General features: G+C 49.0%; 16 protein-coding genes and 1 other RNA gene. 11 read left to right on the top strand and 6 right to left on the bottom strand.

All coding sequences use genetic code 11. The features are described from left to right. The first annotated feature begins 708 nt into the window (after positions 1–708). From F7R27_RS15925 to F7R27_RS15915, 4 genes are all read left to right on the top strand, one after another. On the top strand, positions 709–1230 hold the full coding sequence (locus F7R27_RS15925; RefSeq protein WP_151705251.1) for a hypothetical protein: 522 nt from the start codon (positions 709–711) through the stop codon (positions 1228–1230). Next, positions 1220–1384: a hypothetical protein gene (locus F7R27_RS18650; protein ID WP_168927534.1), complete on the top strand. Its 165-nt coding sequence runs from the start codon at positions 1220–1222 to the stop codon at positions 1382–1384. Before F7R27_RS15925 ends, F7R27_RS18650 begins: the two co-directional genes overlap by 11 nt. Continuing rightward, entirely contained in the window at positions 1362–2660 is a 1299-nt protein-coding gene (locus F7R27_RS15920) for a primase-helicase family protein (protein WP_151705250.1), read from the top strand. The genes F7R27_RS18650 and F7R27_RS15920 overlap by 23 nt, the downstream gene beginning before the upstream one ends. Positions 2661–3029: 369 nt before the next feature. Beyond that, a complete protein-coding gene (locus F7R27_RS15915) occupies positions 3030–3593 on the top strand; it encodes a recombinase family protein (protein WP_151705249.1) in 564 nt (187 codons plus the stop codon). Positions 3594–3639: 46 nt separating this feature from the next. Here F7R27_RS15915 and F7R27_RS15910 read toward each other — a convergent pair whose 3' ends face one another. From F7R27_RS15910 to F7R27_RS15900, 3 genes are all read right to left on the bottom strand, one after another. Then, positions 3640–4989 (bottom strand): tyrosine-type recombinase/integrase, encoded by a 1350-nt coding sequence (locus F7R27_RS15910; RefSeq protein ID WP_168927533.1) that lies wholly within the window; start codon positions 4987–4989, stop codon positions 3640–3642. A 127-nt stretch (positions 4990–5116) separates the two neighbouring features. Then, positions 5117–5475, bottom strand: a transfer-messenger RNA (tmRNA) gene (gene ssrA / locus F7R27_RS15905). A gap of 79 nt (positions 5476–5554) precedes the next feature. Continuing rightward, positions 5555–6208 carry a hypothetical protein gene (locus F7R27_RS15900; protein WP_151705247.1) on the bottom strand — a complete coding sequence of 218 codons (654 nt, stop codon included), beginning with the start codon at positions 6206–6208 and terminating at the stop codon, positions 5555–5557. A gap of 242 nt (positions 6209–6450) precedes the next feature. Here F7R27_RS15900 and F7R27_RS15895 point away from each other — a divergent pair, with 242 nt between their 5' ends. Then, positions 6451–7314: a TSUP family transporter gene (locus F7R27_RS15895; RefSeq protein WP_240776401.1), complete on the top strand. Its 864-nt coding sequence runs from the start codon at positions 6451–6453 to the stop codon at positions 7312–7314. A gap of 29 nt (positions 7315–7343) precedes the next feature. Here the strand turns inward: F7R27_RS15895 and smpB are convergent, their stop codons facing one another. Then, positions 7344–7817 carry an SsrA-binding protein SmpB gene (gene smpB, locus F7R27_RS15890; protein ID WP_151705245.1) on the bottom strand — a complete coding sequence of 158 codons (474 nt, stop codon included), beginning with the start codon at positions 7815–7817 and terminating at the stop codon, positions 7344–7346. A 200-nt stretch (positions 7818–8017) separates the two neighbouring features. On the opposite strand from smpB, the gene F7R27_RS15885 reads away from it, so the two are divergent. From F7R27_RS15885 to F7R27_RS15875, 3 genes are read left to right on the top strand one after another with little or no spacing between them, the layout of a single operon-like run. After that, a complete protein-coding gene (locus tag F7R27_RS15885) occupies positions 8018–9385 on the top strand; it encodes a sodium-dependent transporter (protein ID WP_151705244.1) in 1368 nt (455 codons plus the stop codon). Positions 9386–9405: 20 nt separating this feature from the next. Beyond that, the gene (locus tag F7R27_RS15880; RefSeq protein WP_151705243.1) at positions 9406–9837 is read left to right on the top strand and encodes a type II toxin-antitoxin system RatA family toxin; all 432 of its coding nucleotides are present in this window, start codon (positions 9406–9408) and stop codon (positions 9835–9837) included. A 15-nt stretch (positions 9838–9852) separates the two neighbouring features. Beyond that, positions 9853–10155, top strand: coding sequence for an RnfH family protein (locus F7R27_RS15875; RefSeq protein WP_151705242.1), 303 nt, complete (start codon positions 9853–9855; stop codon positions 10153–10155). A 40-nt stretch (positions 10156–10195) separates the two neighbouring features. Here the strand turns inward: F7R27_RS15875 and F7R27_RS15870 are convergent, their stop codons facing one another. Beyond that, positions 10196–10528, bottom strand: coding sequence for an outer membrane protein assembly factor BamE (locus F7R27_RS15870; protein WP_151705241.1), 333 nt, complete (start codon positions 10526–10528; stop codon positions 10196–10198). 89 nt (positions 10529–10617) lie between these two features. On the opposite strand from F7R27_RS15870, the gene fur reads away from it, so the two are divergent. Next, a complete protein-coding gene (gene fur, locus F7R27_RS15865) occupies positions 10618–11031 on the top strand; it encodes a ferric iron uptake transcriptional regulator (RefSeq protein ID WP_151705240.1) in 414 nt (137 codons plus the stop codon). A gap of 21 nt (positions 11032–11052) precedes the next feature. Here the strand turns inward: fur and recN are convergent, their stop codons facing one another. After that, the gene (recN, locus tag F7R27_RS15860) at positions 11053–12723 is read right to left on the bottom strand and encodes a DNA repair protein RecN (protein WP_151705239.1); all 1671 of its coding nucleotides are present in this window, start codon (positions 12721–12723) and stop codon (positions 11053–11055) included. Between the two features lie 166 nt (positions 12724–12889). Between recN and grpE the strand changes: the two genes are divergently transcribed. Continuing rightward, the gene (gene grpE / locus F7R27_RS15855; protein WP_240776400.1) at positions 12890–13540 is read left to right on the top strand and encodes a nucleotide exchange factor GrpE; all 651 of its coding nucleotides are present in this window, start codon (positions 12890–12892) and stop codon (positions 13538–13540) included. A gap of 100 nt (positions 13541–13640) precedes the next feature. Next, positions 13641–15557, top strand: coding sequence for a molecular chaperone DnaK (gene dnaK / locus F7R27_RS15850; protein WP_151705238.1), 1917 nt, complete (start codon positions 13641–13643; stop codon positions 15555–15557). The last annotated feature ends 4 nt before the right edge of the window (positions 15558–15561 follow it).

Below are 15561 nucleotides of genomic sequence, written 5' to 3'. Positions count from 1 at the left end.
GGTTTCGAATCAAGGCTCAAACACTAATCAAATAAATACCCTCGTTTTATAGGCGAAAATAGCACCTCTGAGCGGCGTTTGCTTCAGGGGGTACCTACCTACAGGGTAGCAGTCAAACGCCGTTTTTAGAGCCACTGAGCATTACTACAGGCGATATTTGAGCCACTGGCTAAACCTATTCACCACCAACGTCAGCGCCAGCACCAACCTGATTCAAATATCATCTAAATTATCTGTACAAAAATTAACCAAAAGTGCTTATTTCGGTAAGTGCTAATATACTTAGTGCCACGTGGTCTGTAGCCCGATTTTAGGTACAAATCCATTACTTATGTATACACCCCCCAGATAACATACCCCAGATACGTCTTATATATGACCCCCTTGTTTTTATCTGAAATCAGCTAATTCTATAAGGGTAATCACTTACATGATTTTGCTTTATTTGCTTGGCAAATCGCTCTCTTCCCCCTCGAAGTTTGTTTGTTTTTCTTATTATTTATTTAAACATGAAACAATATGACTATCTGATTGAAATACATGGATATTTAGTATCAGATTGATACTTTTATTTAGTATAAAAAACGCTTGACTTTTGAAAAACTTGGGAAGTCGATTTGACATAAATTGTTTTTTTCTATATGATATTAACAGTGGTATGAAGTTTGTTATCACAAAAAAACTAACTAACCAACTAATTGAGGTAAAATGAATTTTGATTTAATTGATGAGAAACTAATAACAGCAGATGAACTGGAAGCAGCCAAAGCAAAAGCAATCCACAACGGATTGACCGAAATCGAATGGCAAGACAGATATGAAAAGCACTATCTGAATAACTCGAACCCCTCCTCAGCCGGTATCAATCGGTTTTATATTTTACGTGAGCTAACCTTCGGCATATTCCTTAAGAAATTAGATGCACTCTTGTCCAAGGGTTATACACTCCACTTCAACTACGCACAGAACGTGGATGCTAACAACCAAGGACAATACAGAGTCGTGCTGGTGAAGCCGCTTTCTGAACAGCAGGATGATATTAAACTGATTCGAGATAATGCTCGAAAGGAATATGTGAAACAGGTTCAGGAGGATTATAAAGCCTATGCTGCTCTGAAGAGGAAGGCAAATACACAGATCAAGCAACTACAGATGATAAAAAACCAGATCACCGAATCACAGAAAGTGATCAATAAACTGGATAAACAGGAGGTGTTGAATGAAGATTAATCTTGACAAAGTAACGGAGTCAGCGCTGATTGAGCTGGGTAAATCTCACAAATTCAGTGCTGCTCGATATGCTTATGAGGTGCTGAAGGCGCATGTAAGCTATATGAAAGAACAACAAAACACGAGGGCGAATGAAAGCACAGAATCAGAATGAGTTTGAAATTGATAGCGCATTATTAGACCAATATGTTGAATACCTGAACACTCATTACTTCCGAACGGTCAACGAGAAAGATACTGTTTTAATTCGAAAATCTAACCTCCAACAGGTTAGTTATCATGGTGCTTCATTGCTCTGGTACGGGTTTACACAGAACAGAAAATTAGATCACCTTGCCAAGGCATATACAGAACACGCCTTTAATCAAGTACGTGGATTCGCTGGTGTCGGATGGCAACCAAACGCTGAGTATCAATCAGCAATCAAGTTACCTTGCAATAACCTGCTATACAACACGTACAAACAATACAAACCTTCCAATAGTGGTGGTGATTGCTATTTGTTTATTGAGTTGATGGAAAGGCTTTTCCCAGTAGACAAAGAACGGCACCTTATAACGCAATGGCTGGCTCATATGATTCAGCACCCGAACGACAGACCATCATGGCATGTACTGGTTTTATCAGATACAGGCACTGGCAAATCGTTCCTGTATTCAGAAGTAATCAAGCCGCTGCTAATGAACCAATCGGCAAACATAACTCGAATTAGCCAATTGACAGGGAAACACTCGACTGTTGTTAAAGATAACCTCTTCATCTGTTTGGAAGATGTTGACCCCAGATACAACGCTCAGGATCAATTGCTATCGTGGTTGTCAGAGCCTTATGCTTTGATTGAAGAGAAAGGGAAGCAACAAAGGACAATCAGTAATTACACTCGTGTTTGGTTGAATTGCAATCCACCTCTAAAAATGAGGTTGAAACCTTCGGAACGTAGGTGGTTCGTTCCTCGCTTTATTGAACACAAAACAAGCAGACAAGAAACGCAACGTTTCATTGAGTCAGTGGCTAACTGGTTAAACGATCCAGAAGCCCCTACAAGGCCACTGGACGCGATTTATAACTATCTGGCTACATACCCATTAGAGGGGTTCAATCCGAAGCATGTAGAGCAATCTGAGCACCTTCTGGAGCTAATCAATAACAACTGCTCACCGTTGCATGATGAGGTCACAGAGTTTCTGCAAACTCACTTGTTCTTTAAATACAACGAACTCAAAGAACATCTGAGCAACATTGGATACCAGTTCAACGATAATGAAGTATCACTGATCTTGGTTGAAAAGGATTATCGAAAACAGGTAATCCGTGACCCGACAACAGGCAAACAATTCAGAATCTGGATGAAAGACAGCGCCAGCACTGCTCAGGTGTTAGCTGTATACGGCGATAAACCATCTGGCAACGTGGTTCACTACCCTTTTTGAACCTGTTTTGTGACACCCTGTGACACCCTTGTGACGGCCTCAGAGGGTAGGGTGTCACAGCTCTAGCCTTAGTGTCGTAAGGGTTTCAGCGTTTTGTGACACCTGTGACACCCTAACACGTCGTTTATTATTTATATATAATATATACACGCTTATTAGCTATCTCTAATACATTTCATCCATGCCGTTGCCTCTAATGAGGTAGCGGTTTTTTTTGTCTCTGAGGTTAGTTCATTAAGTCTGCTTGGCGAGCCAACTTAATTACCCTTCTAAACAGCCTTTTTTGCTTGGCTCAAAGGTGTTGATTATTCTATGAGCTTAGTTCATAATTCAAATACCACCTTTTGAGCTAACACAGAGGACAAGATCATGGCCACCATTGCTTACGTAAGAGTATCAACCAAAGACCAATCCACCGGTATGCAGCAACATGCCATTGCTGAGAAGTTCAACATATCTAAAGTGTTTGTAGACGAAGCCACTTCAGGTGCTGTCGCAGCATCCAAGCGTAAAGGTTTCTCTGAATTAATTAGTTACGTTCGTGAAGGTGACACGGTTGTTATCTACGCCATTGACCGCATGGGGCGCAACACTATAGATGTTTTGAACACCGTTGAATTGCTGAAAGAAAAGGGTGTATCTCTGGTGAGCCTGAGAGAGGGATTCGACCTTTCCACGTCCATAGGACAAGCCATGCTAACCATGATGGCTGCTCTAGCCCAGTTGGAAAGAGAGAACATCAAAGAAAGACAGATGGCGGGAATCAAGAAAGCAAAAGCAGAAGGCAAAGCACTTGGCCGTCCTGCTAAAGTCGATTCAGCCGCTATTGTAGAATGGCGGAAAGCTAATAGCGCCAGCATTGCTCAGACAGCGATACACTTCAACGTATCACCCGCTACAGTTAAGAGGGCTTTCAAACCAGTAAGTCACTGATATTTCAGGAATTACAGAGCATTCAATCAGGATGCTCCCCAACTGATTAAACACCTCTGATACAAATACCACCAAAATCTAACATATCCATATATTCAAACTTAGTATTGATTGTTACACCACCAGAATACAAACCATATGTCATGGTTCGATATTCATGCCCAACAATAGAAGCTGTTACAGCTTCCGTTACTCCAGCTCTTTCAAGTTCAGTTATGAATGTTTTTCTGATCGAATGGAACACTTTGTCTATACCAAAACCAAGATCTTTCTTGAGCCTTCCGAATCGTTTACCTATTGCTGAAGAGCGCTCTTCATACTGGTTCCTACATCTAACATGAATAACAAAATCATCTGTTTTCTCTCTGACAGTAAACAACCTTTCTATGTTTCGATGGATAGGTATCTCTCGACCAGCGCCAGCAGCGGTTTTAGCATCTTCATAAACGGTCAGGTAGTACCGTTGTTTGTGGCGTTTAACATCGCTGAATTTAATTCTACATATCTCTTCTATTCTCATTCCTGTATAAACACCAATCAAAAACAGTTTCTCAAGTTCTCTGTCAGCTGGTTTTTTGTCTTTAATCGCTGAATGAAGTCTGACTAATTCACCAACTTCAAATGGTTGGCGCTTTGTTGTTCTGTCTGATTTAGCCTTTGATGATTTTTTAGGCAGCTTCAATGATCTAATGTGGTTGGTGACGGTGGTCAGTTCATTATCAATCAAGTAATCAACGAAGTTGGCACAATGAGAGACAACTTTCCTTTGCGATGAGTTGCTTAAATGACTCAATCCCTTTTGCCAGTTCAATACAGCCTGTTTGTCGAACGTAGCAGGTGAGATGGTTTCAAAGTGACTCAGGAAGTACTTTCGAATCAGAGAGGTGTGTTCGTCTCTTGAGCGAGGTTGAAGGCGGTCTAATGTGGATTCGTATGAATCGAGATATTTTACTGGCTGACAATATCCCAGTGCCGCTTTGTAATCATCTGCTGATTTGTATGGAGTGGAGCCGAATAGGTGGTTGCTTGTTTGGTCAAAACTATTCAGTTTGTTCTGTTCTAGCAATTCAAGAGCACCCTTCTCCGAGCCATAAAACAGCTTCTGAGGCGAGTTTCTGAACTCAAGCAATACAGATGCTGCTAAGTGCTCAAAGAACTCCTGACGTGTTTCTGAATCCAGTGGCCCGAAGTCTGACGGAATGAGAACACCTCTGGCTCTGGCGATCTGCTCTTCACAATCGGCTAGGTATCTGCTGGCCTTCAGGAGTGCTTCAGCCTTATTTATCTTGCCAAAGGATTTCTGAAACTCCCGCTTGCCGATAACACTGACTAACTCAGGAGGCACCCGCTTTCTAAAGCTCCAGCTTCCTGTTTTTGAAACCTTCAGACCTTTCATGTATTCACCTCTGTGCTTTTGATACATGGTATCAATACACAAAGTTGGTACACAAATATTTTCGACAAGATGTTTTGCGTTGATTAAATTGTTGTTTTGTAACGACTTAATCAGTTTTGCGTAACTTCTGTGGAGGTGGCGGGTTTCGAACCCGCGTCCGCCAGCCCTCTGCCTCTAGATCTACATGCTTAGACTTCTCTATTCAATTAACCCAGCACGACCCGAGAGTCAGGGTGTTTAGGGCGAGCCTTTTTATTTTTAACCGTTCAGCTTAAGGCGAAGCATCCGGGCGATTCTGTCTCAAATGACACCGCGAACCTCAAAGTTACAGACACCTTAGAGTGCGGCGCTAGCGGCCCTTAGGCTGCTAGAGCGTAGTTATCGTCGTTAGCAACTATAACTGTGTGACGAGGGATTAACGAGAATCATCACGTTCTCGGCATGCACCAAAGGGTTTGTAACCAGCGTCGAAGCCATGTCACCCCCAATGAAGTGTCCATAGTATAGCGGAGAAGTCAGGCAGCTGGAAGGGGAAGTTACAGCCGCCTGGTGGGTTGAGGGGGACTCAGAAGCTGTAGGTGTAGGCGATTTCGATATAATTATTTTTTGAGCTGTCCAGATCGGCAGCGTAAAGTGCCGATAGGTAGTTGTTCGGTATGAACTCCTTGCCGAGACCCAGCTCCAGCAACTCGCTTTCATCATCCTCGAATCCTTTCGTGAACAGCGAGAACAGGTCCACCACTTCACCGGCATAGTTCACGCCCAGTTCCAGCCTGCTTTCATCAACACTGGAGCGAAGATTCTTGTATCCATACAGATTGACTTCGACGGCGGGTGTTATCGCGTAACCTGCTCCAAAATAAACCTCCACCAGTTCGGCCTTATCTCGACTGCTGAGTTGTCTTTCATAGATCAGGCCCAGATCATAGTAGGTTAGATCATTGATCTCTTCCGTGAAACCAGCTGTCAGCTCTACCAGGCTTTGCCTGAACTTGCTGTCGGAATCCAGCACATCGTTAGTGGTGAACAGCGCGCTGCCATATATGCCACTTTCAAACTCATATAACGCCCCGACTTCAAAGGTGAGCTGTGTGTCGGAGCTCGACTCTGTCGGGTGGGTGAGAGTGGAGCCGACATGGCCCGACAGCTCCGCCATGGCTGGCAGGGCGAGAGTCGTGGAAGCGAGTGCAAGGACGATCGGTTTGATGATCTTTTTCATGGGAGAATCTCTCTGAAATATGCTGTAAGTTCCGCAGAATACTCATCAGCAGAAAACGTGCCATTATGCGATAAGCCATACCTTTCATTGGGTTGCTGCAGCGCTTATGGAGAGCGCATGAAACAAAGCGTCCAAAAGGGTGCAGATATGATGTGGCGGTGGTTGATGAGTGCCTCATTCTGGACAGGGTGAGAGAGTGAGCATTGAGAACCTGTTCATTAAAAATGGCGCAGTGAAAAATTGTGCAGAGTGCTCGCAGGCGCACGCACCAGAGCTGCTATACTGTTGCCCTCGAATTTTTCTGGATGGAGCCGCTGCGGCTGATCATGGAACTGGAACTCTCAACTCTGCTACTCCTTGCACTGGTCGGCCTGGTGGCCGGTTTTGTGGACTCCATTGCCGGGGGCGGTGGTCTGATCTCCATTCCGGCACTGTTGGCAACCGGAATGCCGCCGACCATGGCGCTGGCGACCAATAAGCTGCAGAGTAGCTTCGGCGCGTTTTCTGCCACGCTTTATTTTTATCGACGCGGGTTGATCAACCTGAAAGAGATGCGTCTGGCGATACTCTGTACCTTTGTTGGCAGTGCATTCGGTACGCTGGTGGTACAGCAGATCGATGCCAGTCAGCTCAGTCGAATCCTGCCATTTCTGCTGGCAGCTTTCGCCTGCTACTTTCTGTTTTCGCCGCGAGTGAGTGATGAGGACAGCCATCGCCGAATGACAGAAAACACCTTTGCGTTCCTGATCGGTACCAGTGTCGGCTTCTATGACGGTTTTTTCGGACCGGGGACCGGATCTTTCTTTGCCGTGGCTTTCGTAGCACTGGCGGGTTATGGGATTGCCAGGGCAACGGCACATACCAAGCTGCTGAACCTTACGTCCAATCTGGCTTCGCTACTGTTTTTTGCAATCGGCGGTCAGGTGTTGTGGGTAATCGGGCTGACAATGGCGTGTGGGCAGATACTGGGGGCCAGGCTGGGTTCAAGGCTGGTGGTCAGTAAGGGGGTGAAAATTATCCGGCCACTGCTGGTGGTGGTGTCGCTGGCCATGTCGGTACGCCTGTTGTGGCAGGCGCATCCTGAGTGGTTTGTCTGGCCCTTCTGAGAAAGCAGGAAACTGTGGCTGACGTCTGATCAGTGTGCTGCCAGCACTCGCTGCTTCTCACGACCCCAGTCGCGCTCTTTCTCGGCGGCACGCTTGTCATGCTGTTTCTTGCCTTTTACCAGTGCGATCTCGCATTTGACGCGTCCCTGTTTCCAGTAGAGCGACAGCGCTACACAGGTATAGCCCTTTGCCTGAGTGGCACCGATAAGACGATCGATCTCGCGGCGATTCAGCAGCAGTTTGCGATCACGTTTCGGTTCGGCCACAACATGAGTGCTGGCTGACAGCAGTGGTGAAAAATGTGCGCCAACCAGCCAGGCCTCATCGTTTTTAAGCACGACATAGGAGTCGACCAGCTGAGCACGGCCATCACGCAGACTTTTGACTTCCCATCCGGTCAGCACCAGGCCAGCCTCGAACTTCTGCTCGATACTGTACTCATGGTATGCCTTTTTATTCTGGCAGATGATGGGACTGGTGGATTTGGGTTTCTTCTTTGACATGGCGCGGATTATATCCATGCGCAGACAGCATTGAAAGCTGGATTTCATTTGTCGGGCAAAGTGCTTGATAATAGAGCCATGAATAGGCTATTAACTAGGGTTTATGTAAAGACTGTTTGTGTCAGTCTTGTGTTTCCAGGAACCTGTCCGGCGATTGAGCACACCTCAGGTCTTTGTCAGGGCTTTCAGATGGAATAACTATGCGGCAAATGCTCTCCATTCAGGGTTCCTGGTCCAATCGCTGGATTTTCATACTGGCCGCGATGGGGTCTTCTGTCGGGCTCGGTAATATCTGGCTGTTTCCGGTCATGACCGGCCAGCACGGGGGTGGTGCATTTATTCTGCTCTATCTTTCCTGCATGCTGCTGGTGGCCGTGCCGATCATGATGGCGGAGGTGGTGATTGGTCGACATGCGCGGCAGAATCCCGTGAATGCCATAGAGGATGCGGCAGTGTCAGCCGGTGCCAGCCGACACTGGCGACTTGTGGGTGCTCTGGCTATTTTCTGTGGATTCCTGATCTTTTCCTATTACTCAGTAGTTGCGGGATGGGTGTTGCACTATCTGGTAGCCATGATTTTCGGACAGCTCAATGGCCTTGGGGTGGATCAGACCTCGCGCTTTTTCAATAAATTGCTGGCTGATTCTCAGATGCTGTTGCTCTGGCATAGCCTGTTTGTCCTGCTGGTGATCTGGGTGCTGGCGCAGAGAGTGGAGCGTGGGCTGGATCGTGCCATGCGCTTTCTGATGCCGGTGCTTTTCCTGATGTTGTTCATGCTGCTGGGTTTTGCGCTCACAACGGGTGAGTTTGTATCGGCTACCGAATACCTGTTCAATTTTCATCTGCAGGATATTGGCTGGGATGCTGTACTGATTGCGCTGGGGCATTCCTTTTTCACACTGGCACTTGGTGTGGGTGTGATTATGGCTTATTCAGCTTATATGGGTAAAAGCGATTCCATTGCTCCAACAGTGATAGCTATAGGAGTGTTCGATACGCTGGTTGCACTGCTGATCGGCCTGGTGGTAGTGACAGTGGTGATGGCAGCACAGATGGAGCTGCGAGCAGGTCCCGGGTTGCTGTTTGTTACGCTGCCGGTTGCGTTTTTACAGTTGCCGGGGGGGCAGGTGTTTGGCTTCCTGTTCTTCCTGCTGGCAGCAGTCGCAGCGCTGACCTCTGCTATTTCACTGCTGGAGCCTGCCACAGCCTGGGTGACGGAACGTTTCAAATGGTCACGTGCCAGGGCTGTGTTACTGTTGGGTGCGCTGGCCTGGGGGCTGGGAGTTGCCGCACTTTATTCGCTGGGGCAGTTGTCTGATCTGAAGATATTGGGTGTCAGTATTTTTGACCTGATCGATATCACTACTACGATTCTTTTCTTGCCGCTGGGTGGTATTGCTGTTGCGGTGCTGGCCGGATGGGTTCTGGATAAGGAGTTGTTGACGGCGGAGCTTGCGTTATCCAATCCAGCGATGGCGGCTCTGTGGCTGTGGTTGCTGCGGTTTGTTGCGCCTGCAGCAGTAGGACTCATCTTTGTCATGAATCTGTATAATGCGCTCTATTCGTAAATAGTCTGGTTGATGATTACATGACGGAAGTGAATCGCAGTGCCCTGGTATTGCATACTGCAGAGCAGATGTTTGATCTGATCAATGATGTCAGGCAGTACCCGGAATTTCTGCCTGGCTGTGTGCGCACTGAAGTGGTTCGGGAGACAGAGTCCGAGATTGAAGCGACGCTGTATCTGGCGAAAGCGGGTTTGAAGTACAGTTTTACGACCCGCAATCAGTTGCAAAGGCCAAAGCGTATGGAGATAGCGCTGGTGGAAGGTCCATTTTCCTCCTTCAGTGGCACCTGGGTGCTGACGCCGCTGAGTGAAGAGGCGTGCAAGGTTGAGTTTACTCTCAAATTTGAATTCAAAGGCAGCCTGACGAGTATGGCAATGAACAAACTGTTCAATTCGGTTGCGACCAGTATGGTGGAAGTATTTGTTGAACGTGCCGATAAGGTGTATGGCTGAAAGGCTTGAATTAAGATGATGACAGTTGAAGTGGCCTATGCGCTGCCAGATGAACAGAAAATCGTCTCTGTACAGGTGAGTGAGAACTGTACCGTTTATGAGGCGGTGATTCAGTCACGTATTGTGGAATATTTTCCTGAAATTGATCCCGACAACGCCCTCATGGGGGTGTTTGGCAAGGCTGTGAAAGATCCAAAGTCAGCGCAGTTGCACGCTGGTGATCGTGTAGAGATTTATCGACCGCTGCTGGCGGATCCCAAAGAGATCAGAGCACGTAAGGCTGCCGAAAAGGCAAAGGCGGAAAAGGGTGAGGGCTGAGTGCGCACAGTGGTTTGTGCGCACTCGGCCAATCAGGCATTTACTGACTGTTGGTGGCGGATGGTCTGTAGTCACCGCTGATGCGTGACAGCTCACCATTGGTGAAGTAGATGGTGACACGTTCGCGGGTGGTAGCACCGCCGCCGGGCTTCATGCTGTAGACATAGTCCCAGCGATCATCATTGAAGGTGTCGGTGATCAGTGGGGTGCCCAGTACATAGCGAACCTGGCTGTGTGTCATGCCGGGGCGGAGCTGGTCCACCATCTCCTGCGTAACTATGTTTCCCTGTGGAATGTCGATCTTGTATACACCGGGAAAAGAGCAGGCCGAAACAAGAAAGCTCACGGTGATGGCAATCAAAATATTTCGCATCGGTAAATAACTTCCACTTTGCCGTATAAATAATGATAATAAAGTCTACCACTGCATATCCCTTAGCGCATAGTGAATAGAGACAGATTATGACACTTGAAAATCAAGAACTTCGCAAAGCAGGGCTGAAAGTTACCTTGCCCAGAGTAAAGATCTATCAACTGCTGGAGCGAGCGGGCGAAGGTGAGCACTTCAGTGCCGAAGATATTTACAAGCTGCTGATGGAAACGGGTGAAGATGTCGGTCTGGCAACTGTGTACCGTGTTCTGACTCAGTTTGAGGCGGCAGGTCTGGTTTGTCGTCACCACTTTGAAGGCGGCCATTCGGTATTTGAGCTTGCCCGTGAAGATGATCACGACCATATGGTCTGTGTAAAGACCGGCAAGGTTGTCGAGTTCAACAATCCAGAATTGAACGGGCTGCTCGAGTCTATCGCTGATGAGCATGGCTTCACTATTACAGACAGAACACTCTATCTGTATGGGCATTTCGACAAAAAATAAGGCGTGAGCCTCTGCTGAGTATCAGCTCGGGCTCAGCATCTCCTGAGCGTGCAGAAGGGTTGCTTCGGTCAGTTCTATGCCGCCGAGCATGCGTGCCACTTCCTGTATGCGCTTTTCTTCGTTCAGCAGATCAATGCGTGTCTGAGTCAATTGTCCTTTGGCCTCCTTGCTGACAAACAGATGCTGGTCGCCCTGAGCGGCCACCTGAGGCTGGTGAGTCACGCAGAGTACCTGTGTGCGCTGGCCCAGATCTCTGAGCATTCTTCCGACCACCTCAGCAATGGCGCCGCCGATACCAACGTCCACTTCATCAAAGATCAGCGTCGGTGTGGCGCTGGTCTGTGCAGTGATCACCTGAATTGCCAGGCTGATACGTGACAGCTCACCACCTGAGGCAACTTTGGCCAGTGGGCGGGCCTGCAATCCTTTGTTGGTGCTGATCAGAAATTCGACCTCCTCCATGCCATTGGCGCTGCCTTTGCCCGCATCAAGCGGTTGCAGGGATACCGTAAAACTGGCAGCCATCATGCCCAGACTATGCAGTTGCTGGTCCACTGCCTTGTTGAGGGTGGCCGCTGCCTTGCTGCGCTGCAGACTGAGTTGGGCGGCCTTGGCGGCATACTCCTCGTGCGCGGCGGTAACGGCGAGCTCCAGCTCTTCCAGAATTTCATCGGAGCGCTGGATCTCATCCAGCTCTGCCTGCAGGGAGCGATGCAGTTCGAGTAGCTGTTCAGGTTGGACGCGATGTTTGCGCGCGACATCGTAAATCAGTGTCAGGCGCTCTTCGACCTCCTGCTGGCGCTGCGGGTTGACCTCCACCTGGTCAAGATAGTGGCGAATTTCACGGCTGGCTTCTTCAAGCTGTATCTGGGCGTTGTTGAGCATCTCGCCAGCCTGCAGCAGTGCGGGTGCGCGGCTGTTCAGGCTTACCAGCAGTTGCTGGCAGTGGCTGAGCAGGCTTATGCAGTTTTCATTTTCGCCCTCACTGGCGATCTCTAGCAGTTGGTGGCCGGTGCTGAGCAGGCTGCCGGCATTGTCCAGCATGCGCTGCTCCTCTTCCAGTTGCGCCAGTTCACCATCCTGAATGGCCAGTTGATCAAGTTCCTCAATCTGATAGTTCAGCAACTGCAGACGAGCATCCTGCTCGGCATTCTGTTCACGCTTAGTGGTCAGTTCATTCTGCTGGCGCTGCCAGGTGTGATAGGCCTTGCGTACCTGATCCGACAGCTCTGTCTGGCGTGCATACTGGTCGAGTAGTGTGCGGTGATACTCTTTTTTCAACAGGCGCTGATGCTCATGCTGGCCATGAATGTCGACCAGAAACTGTCCCAGCTCACGCAGATGTGCCAGAGGTACAGGCTGGCCATTGATATAGCTGCGGCTGCGTCCCTCGCGAGTAACGATACGGCGCAGCTGGCACTCCTCCTCATCCTGATCGAGGTCCTGCGCCTGGAGCCACTCACGTGCGTCGGGAATCTGCTGCAGGTCGAAAATCGCAGTGATTTCCGCGCGCTCCGCGCCGCTTCTGACAGTGTCGCTGTCGGCACGATCGCCCAGTGTCAGAGCGAGTGCATCCAGCATGATCGATTTTCCGGCGCCGGTCTCGCCGCTGATAACGGTCATGCCGGATGAGAGGTCGATATCCAGTTCGTCTACGATGGCAAAGTTGCGGATGATCAGGTGCGTCAGCATGGCATCACTACATGGTTATTTATACAGTATTTAATGTATAAGGTATTTTGATATTGCCTGCAAGCCCTGTTGCTGCATCCGGTACAAAAAAACATTTTTTAACCTTGAATAGTCTGAGTGTATCCCCATATACGGTGGCAACGAGACGTGTAACAAGAATTGAACAATGGGAGAAGAGCTGATGGCAAATGAGCAGCAAGACCAGCATCAGGCTGATGTTCAGGAGCGTGCGGATAAACAGCAGGCGCCTCAGGCTGATGAGCAGGGTTCTGCACAGGCAACTGCCGACGATATGGCTTCAGCTGATGATGTGATTGATACCGGGGCGTCTGATCAGGCATCCGACAAGGGGCTGGACCAGTTGCAGGCGATGGAGGAGATTCAAGTCCTGAAGGGGCAGTTGGCTGATTTGCAACTGCGTGCGCAGGCAGAGATTCAGAATACCCGTCGCCGTGCTGAGCAGGATGTCGAGCGGGCTCATAAGTATGCGCTGGATAAGTTTGTGGCTGAGTTGTTGCCGGTTATCGATAGTCTTGAGCGGGCTGTGGATGCCTGCAAGGGCGATGACCCGAGTATTCAGGCTATCCGCGAAGGTAATGAGCTGACGCTGAGTATCTTCACTGCCGCACTGGCCAAGTTCAATGTGGAGATGGTCGATCCACAGGGGCAGGCATTTGACCCTGAGTTGCATCAGGCGATGTCGATGGTGGATGCGCCTGATGCCAAGCCGAACACAGTTGTGGCCGTGATGCAGAAGGGTTTTACGCTGCATGGTCGACTGGTTCGTCCGGCGATGGTCATGGTTGCGAAAGGGTGATTAGCAGCGCTTGAAATTGATTCAGGCGGCCCCATATAACTGTTAACGATTTTTACAGAATTCATGTCCCACTCGTGGACGCAAAATGCTGGAGTAGAAAATGGGTAGAATTATTGGTATCGATCTGGGGACCACCAACTCTTGTGTGGCAATCCTCGATGGCGATAAAACCAGAGTTATCGAAAACTCAGAAGGCGATCGTACAACCCCTTCCATCATTGCCTATACCAATGATGGTGAAATCCTGGTCGGTCAGTCTGCCAAGCGTCAGGCGGTGACCAATCCGGATAACACGATTTTTGCCATCAAGCGTCTGATTGGTCGCCGTTTCGGTGACGACGTAGTGCAGAAAGATATCAAGATGGTACCTTACAAAATTGTCAAAGCTGATAATGGCGATGCCTGGGTTCAGGTTAAAGACAAAAAGATGGCGCCGCAGCAGGTCTCTGCCGAAATTCTGAAGAAAATGAAGAAAACGGCGGAAGATTACCTTGGCGAGCCTGTTACCGAAGCGGTTATCACGGTACCTGCCTACTTCAACGATTCACAGCGTCAGGCAACCAAGGATGCCGGTCGTATTGCGGGTCTTGAGGTGAAGCGTATCATCAACGAGCCAACGGCTGCTGCACTGGCTTATGGTCTGGACAAGAGCAAGGGCGACAAGACCATTGCGGTTTATGACCTGGGTGGTGGTACATTTGACGTGTCCATCATCGAAATCGCTGATGTTGATGGTGAGCATCAGTTTGAAGTACTGGCAACCAACGGTGATACTTTCCTTGGTGGTGAAGATTTCGACCTGGCGCTGATCAACTATCTGGCTGATCAGTTCAAGAAAGAGAGTGGAATCGATCTGCATAACGATCCACTGGCGCTGCAGCGTCTGAAAGAAGCGGCTGAGAAAGCCAAGGTTGAGCTGTCCAGCTCACAGCAGACAGATGTCAACCTGCCTTACATCACAGCTGATGCCTCAGGTCCGAAACATCTTAATGTTCGTGTTACGCGTGCCAAGCTGGAGTCACTGGTTGAAGAGCTGGTTGATCGCTCCATGGAGCCTTGCCGCATTGCATTGAAAGACGCTGGTCTGTCTGCCTCTCAGATCGATGAAGTGATTCTTGTCGGTGGTCAGACACGTATGCCGCTGGTGCAGAAGAAAGTCACAGACTTTTTCGGCAAGGAACCACGCAAGGATGTCAATCCTGATGAAGCGGTTGCCATAGGCGCAGGTATTCAGGCGGCCGTTCTGTCCGGTGATGTGAAAGACGTGCTGCTGCTCGACGTGACTCCGCTGACGCTGGGTATCGAAACCATGGGTGGCGTTGCTACACCACTGATCGATAAGAACACCACGATTCCTACCAAGAAGTCACAGGTGTTCTCGACAGCCGATGATAATCAGGCAGCCGTGACCATCCATGTGGTACAGGGCGAGCGCAAGCAGGCATCGCAGAACAAGTCGCTGGGTCGTTTTGATCTGGCTGATATTCCACCGGCACCACGCGGTGTACCGCAGATCGAGGTGACGTTTGATATCGATGCCAACGGTATTCTGAACGTGTCCGCCAAGGACAAGGCAACCGGCAAGCAGCAGTCAATCGTCATCAAGGCCTCAACCGGTCTGAGTGATGAAGAGATCGAAAAAATGGTGCGTGATGCCGAAGCGCATGCTGACGATGACCGCCGTTTTGAAGAGCTGACGACTGCACGTAACCAGGGCGATGCCATGGTTCATACAGCCAGAAAGACGCTGAAAGATGCCGCGGATAAGGTCAGCGACAGTGAGAAAACCAGCATTGAAGCCGCAATTGCCGAGCTGGAAGAGGTGCTGACGGGTGATGACAAGGCTGCTATCGAGAGCAAGACTGAAGCCTTGACGGCGGCTATCTCGTCAGTGGCTGAAAAGATGTACGCGGACGCGGCGCAGGCGGATTCTGCAGCTGATGATGCAGCAGAAAAGCAGACAGCAGACGATGTTGTTGATGCCGAGTTCGAAGAGGTCAAGGACGATAAAAAGTAAGCTG

The organism is Nitrincola alkalilacustris (assembly GCF_008973755.1).
Taxonomy (GTDB): domain Bacteria; phylum Pseudomonadota; class Gammaproteobacteria; order Pseudomonadales; family Balneatricaceae; genus Nitrincola; species Nitrincola alkalilacustris.
Note: the sequence above shows the minus strand (reverse complement) of the source record. Positions and strands in the feature narration are given on the sequence as shown.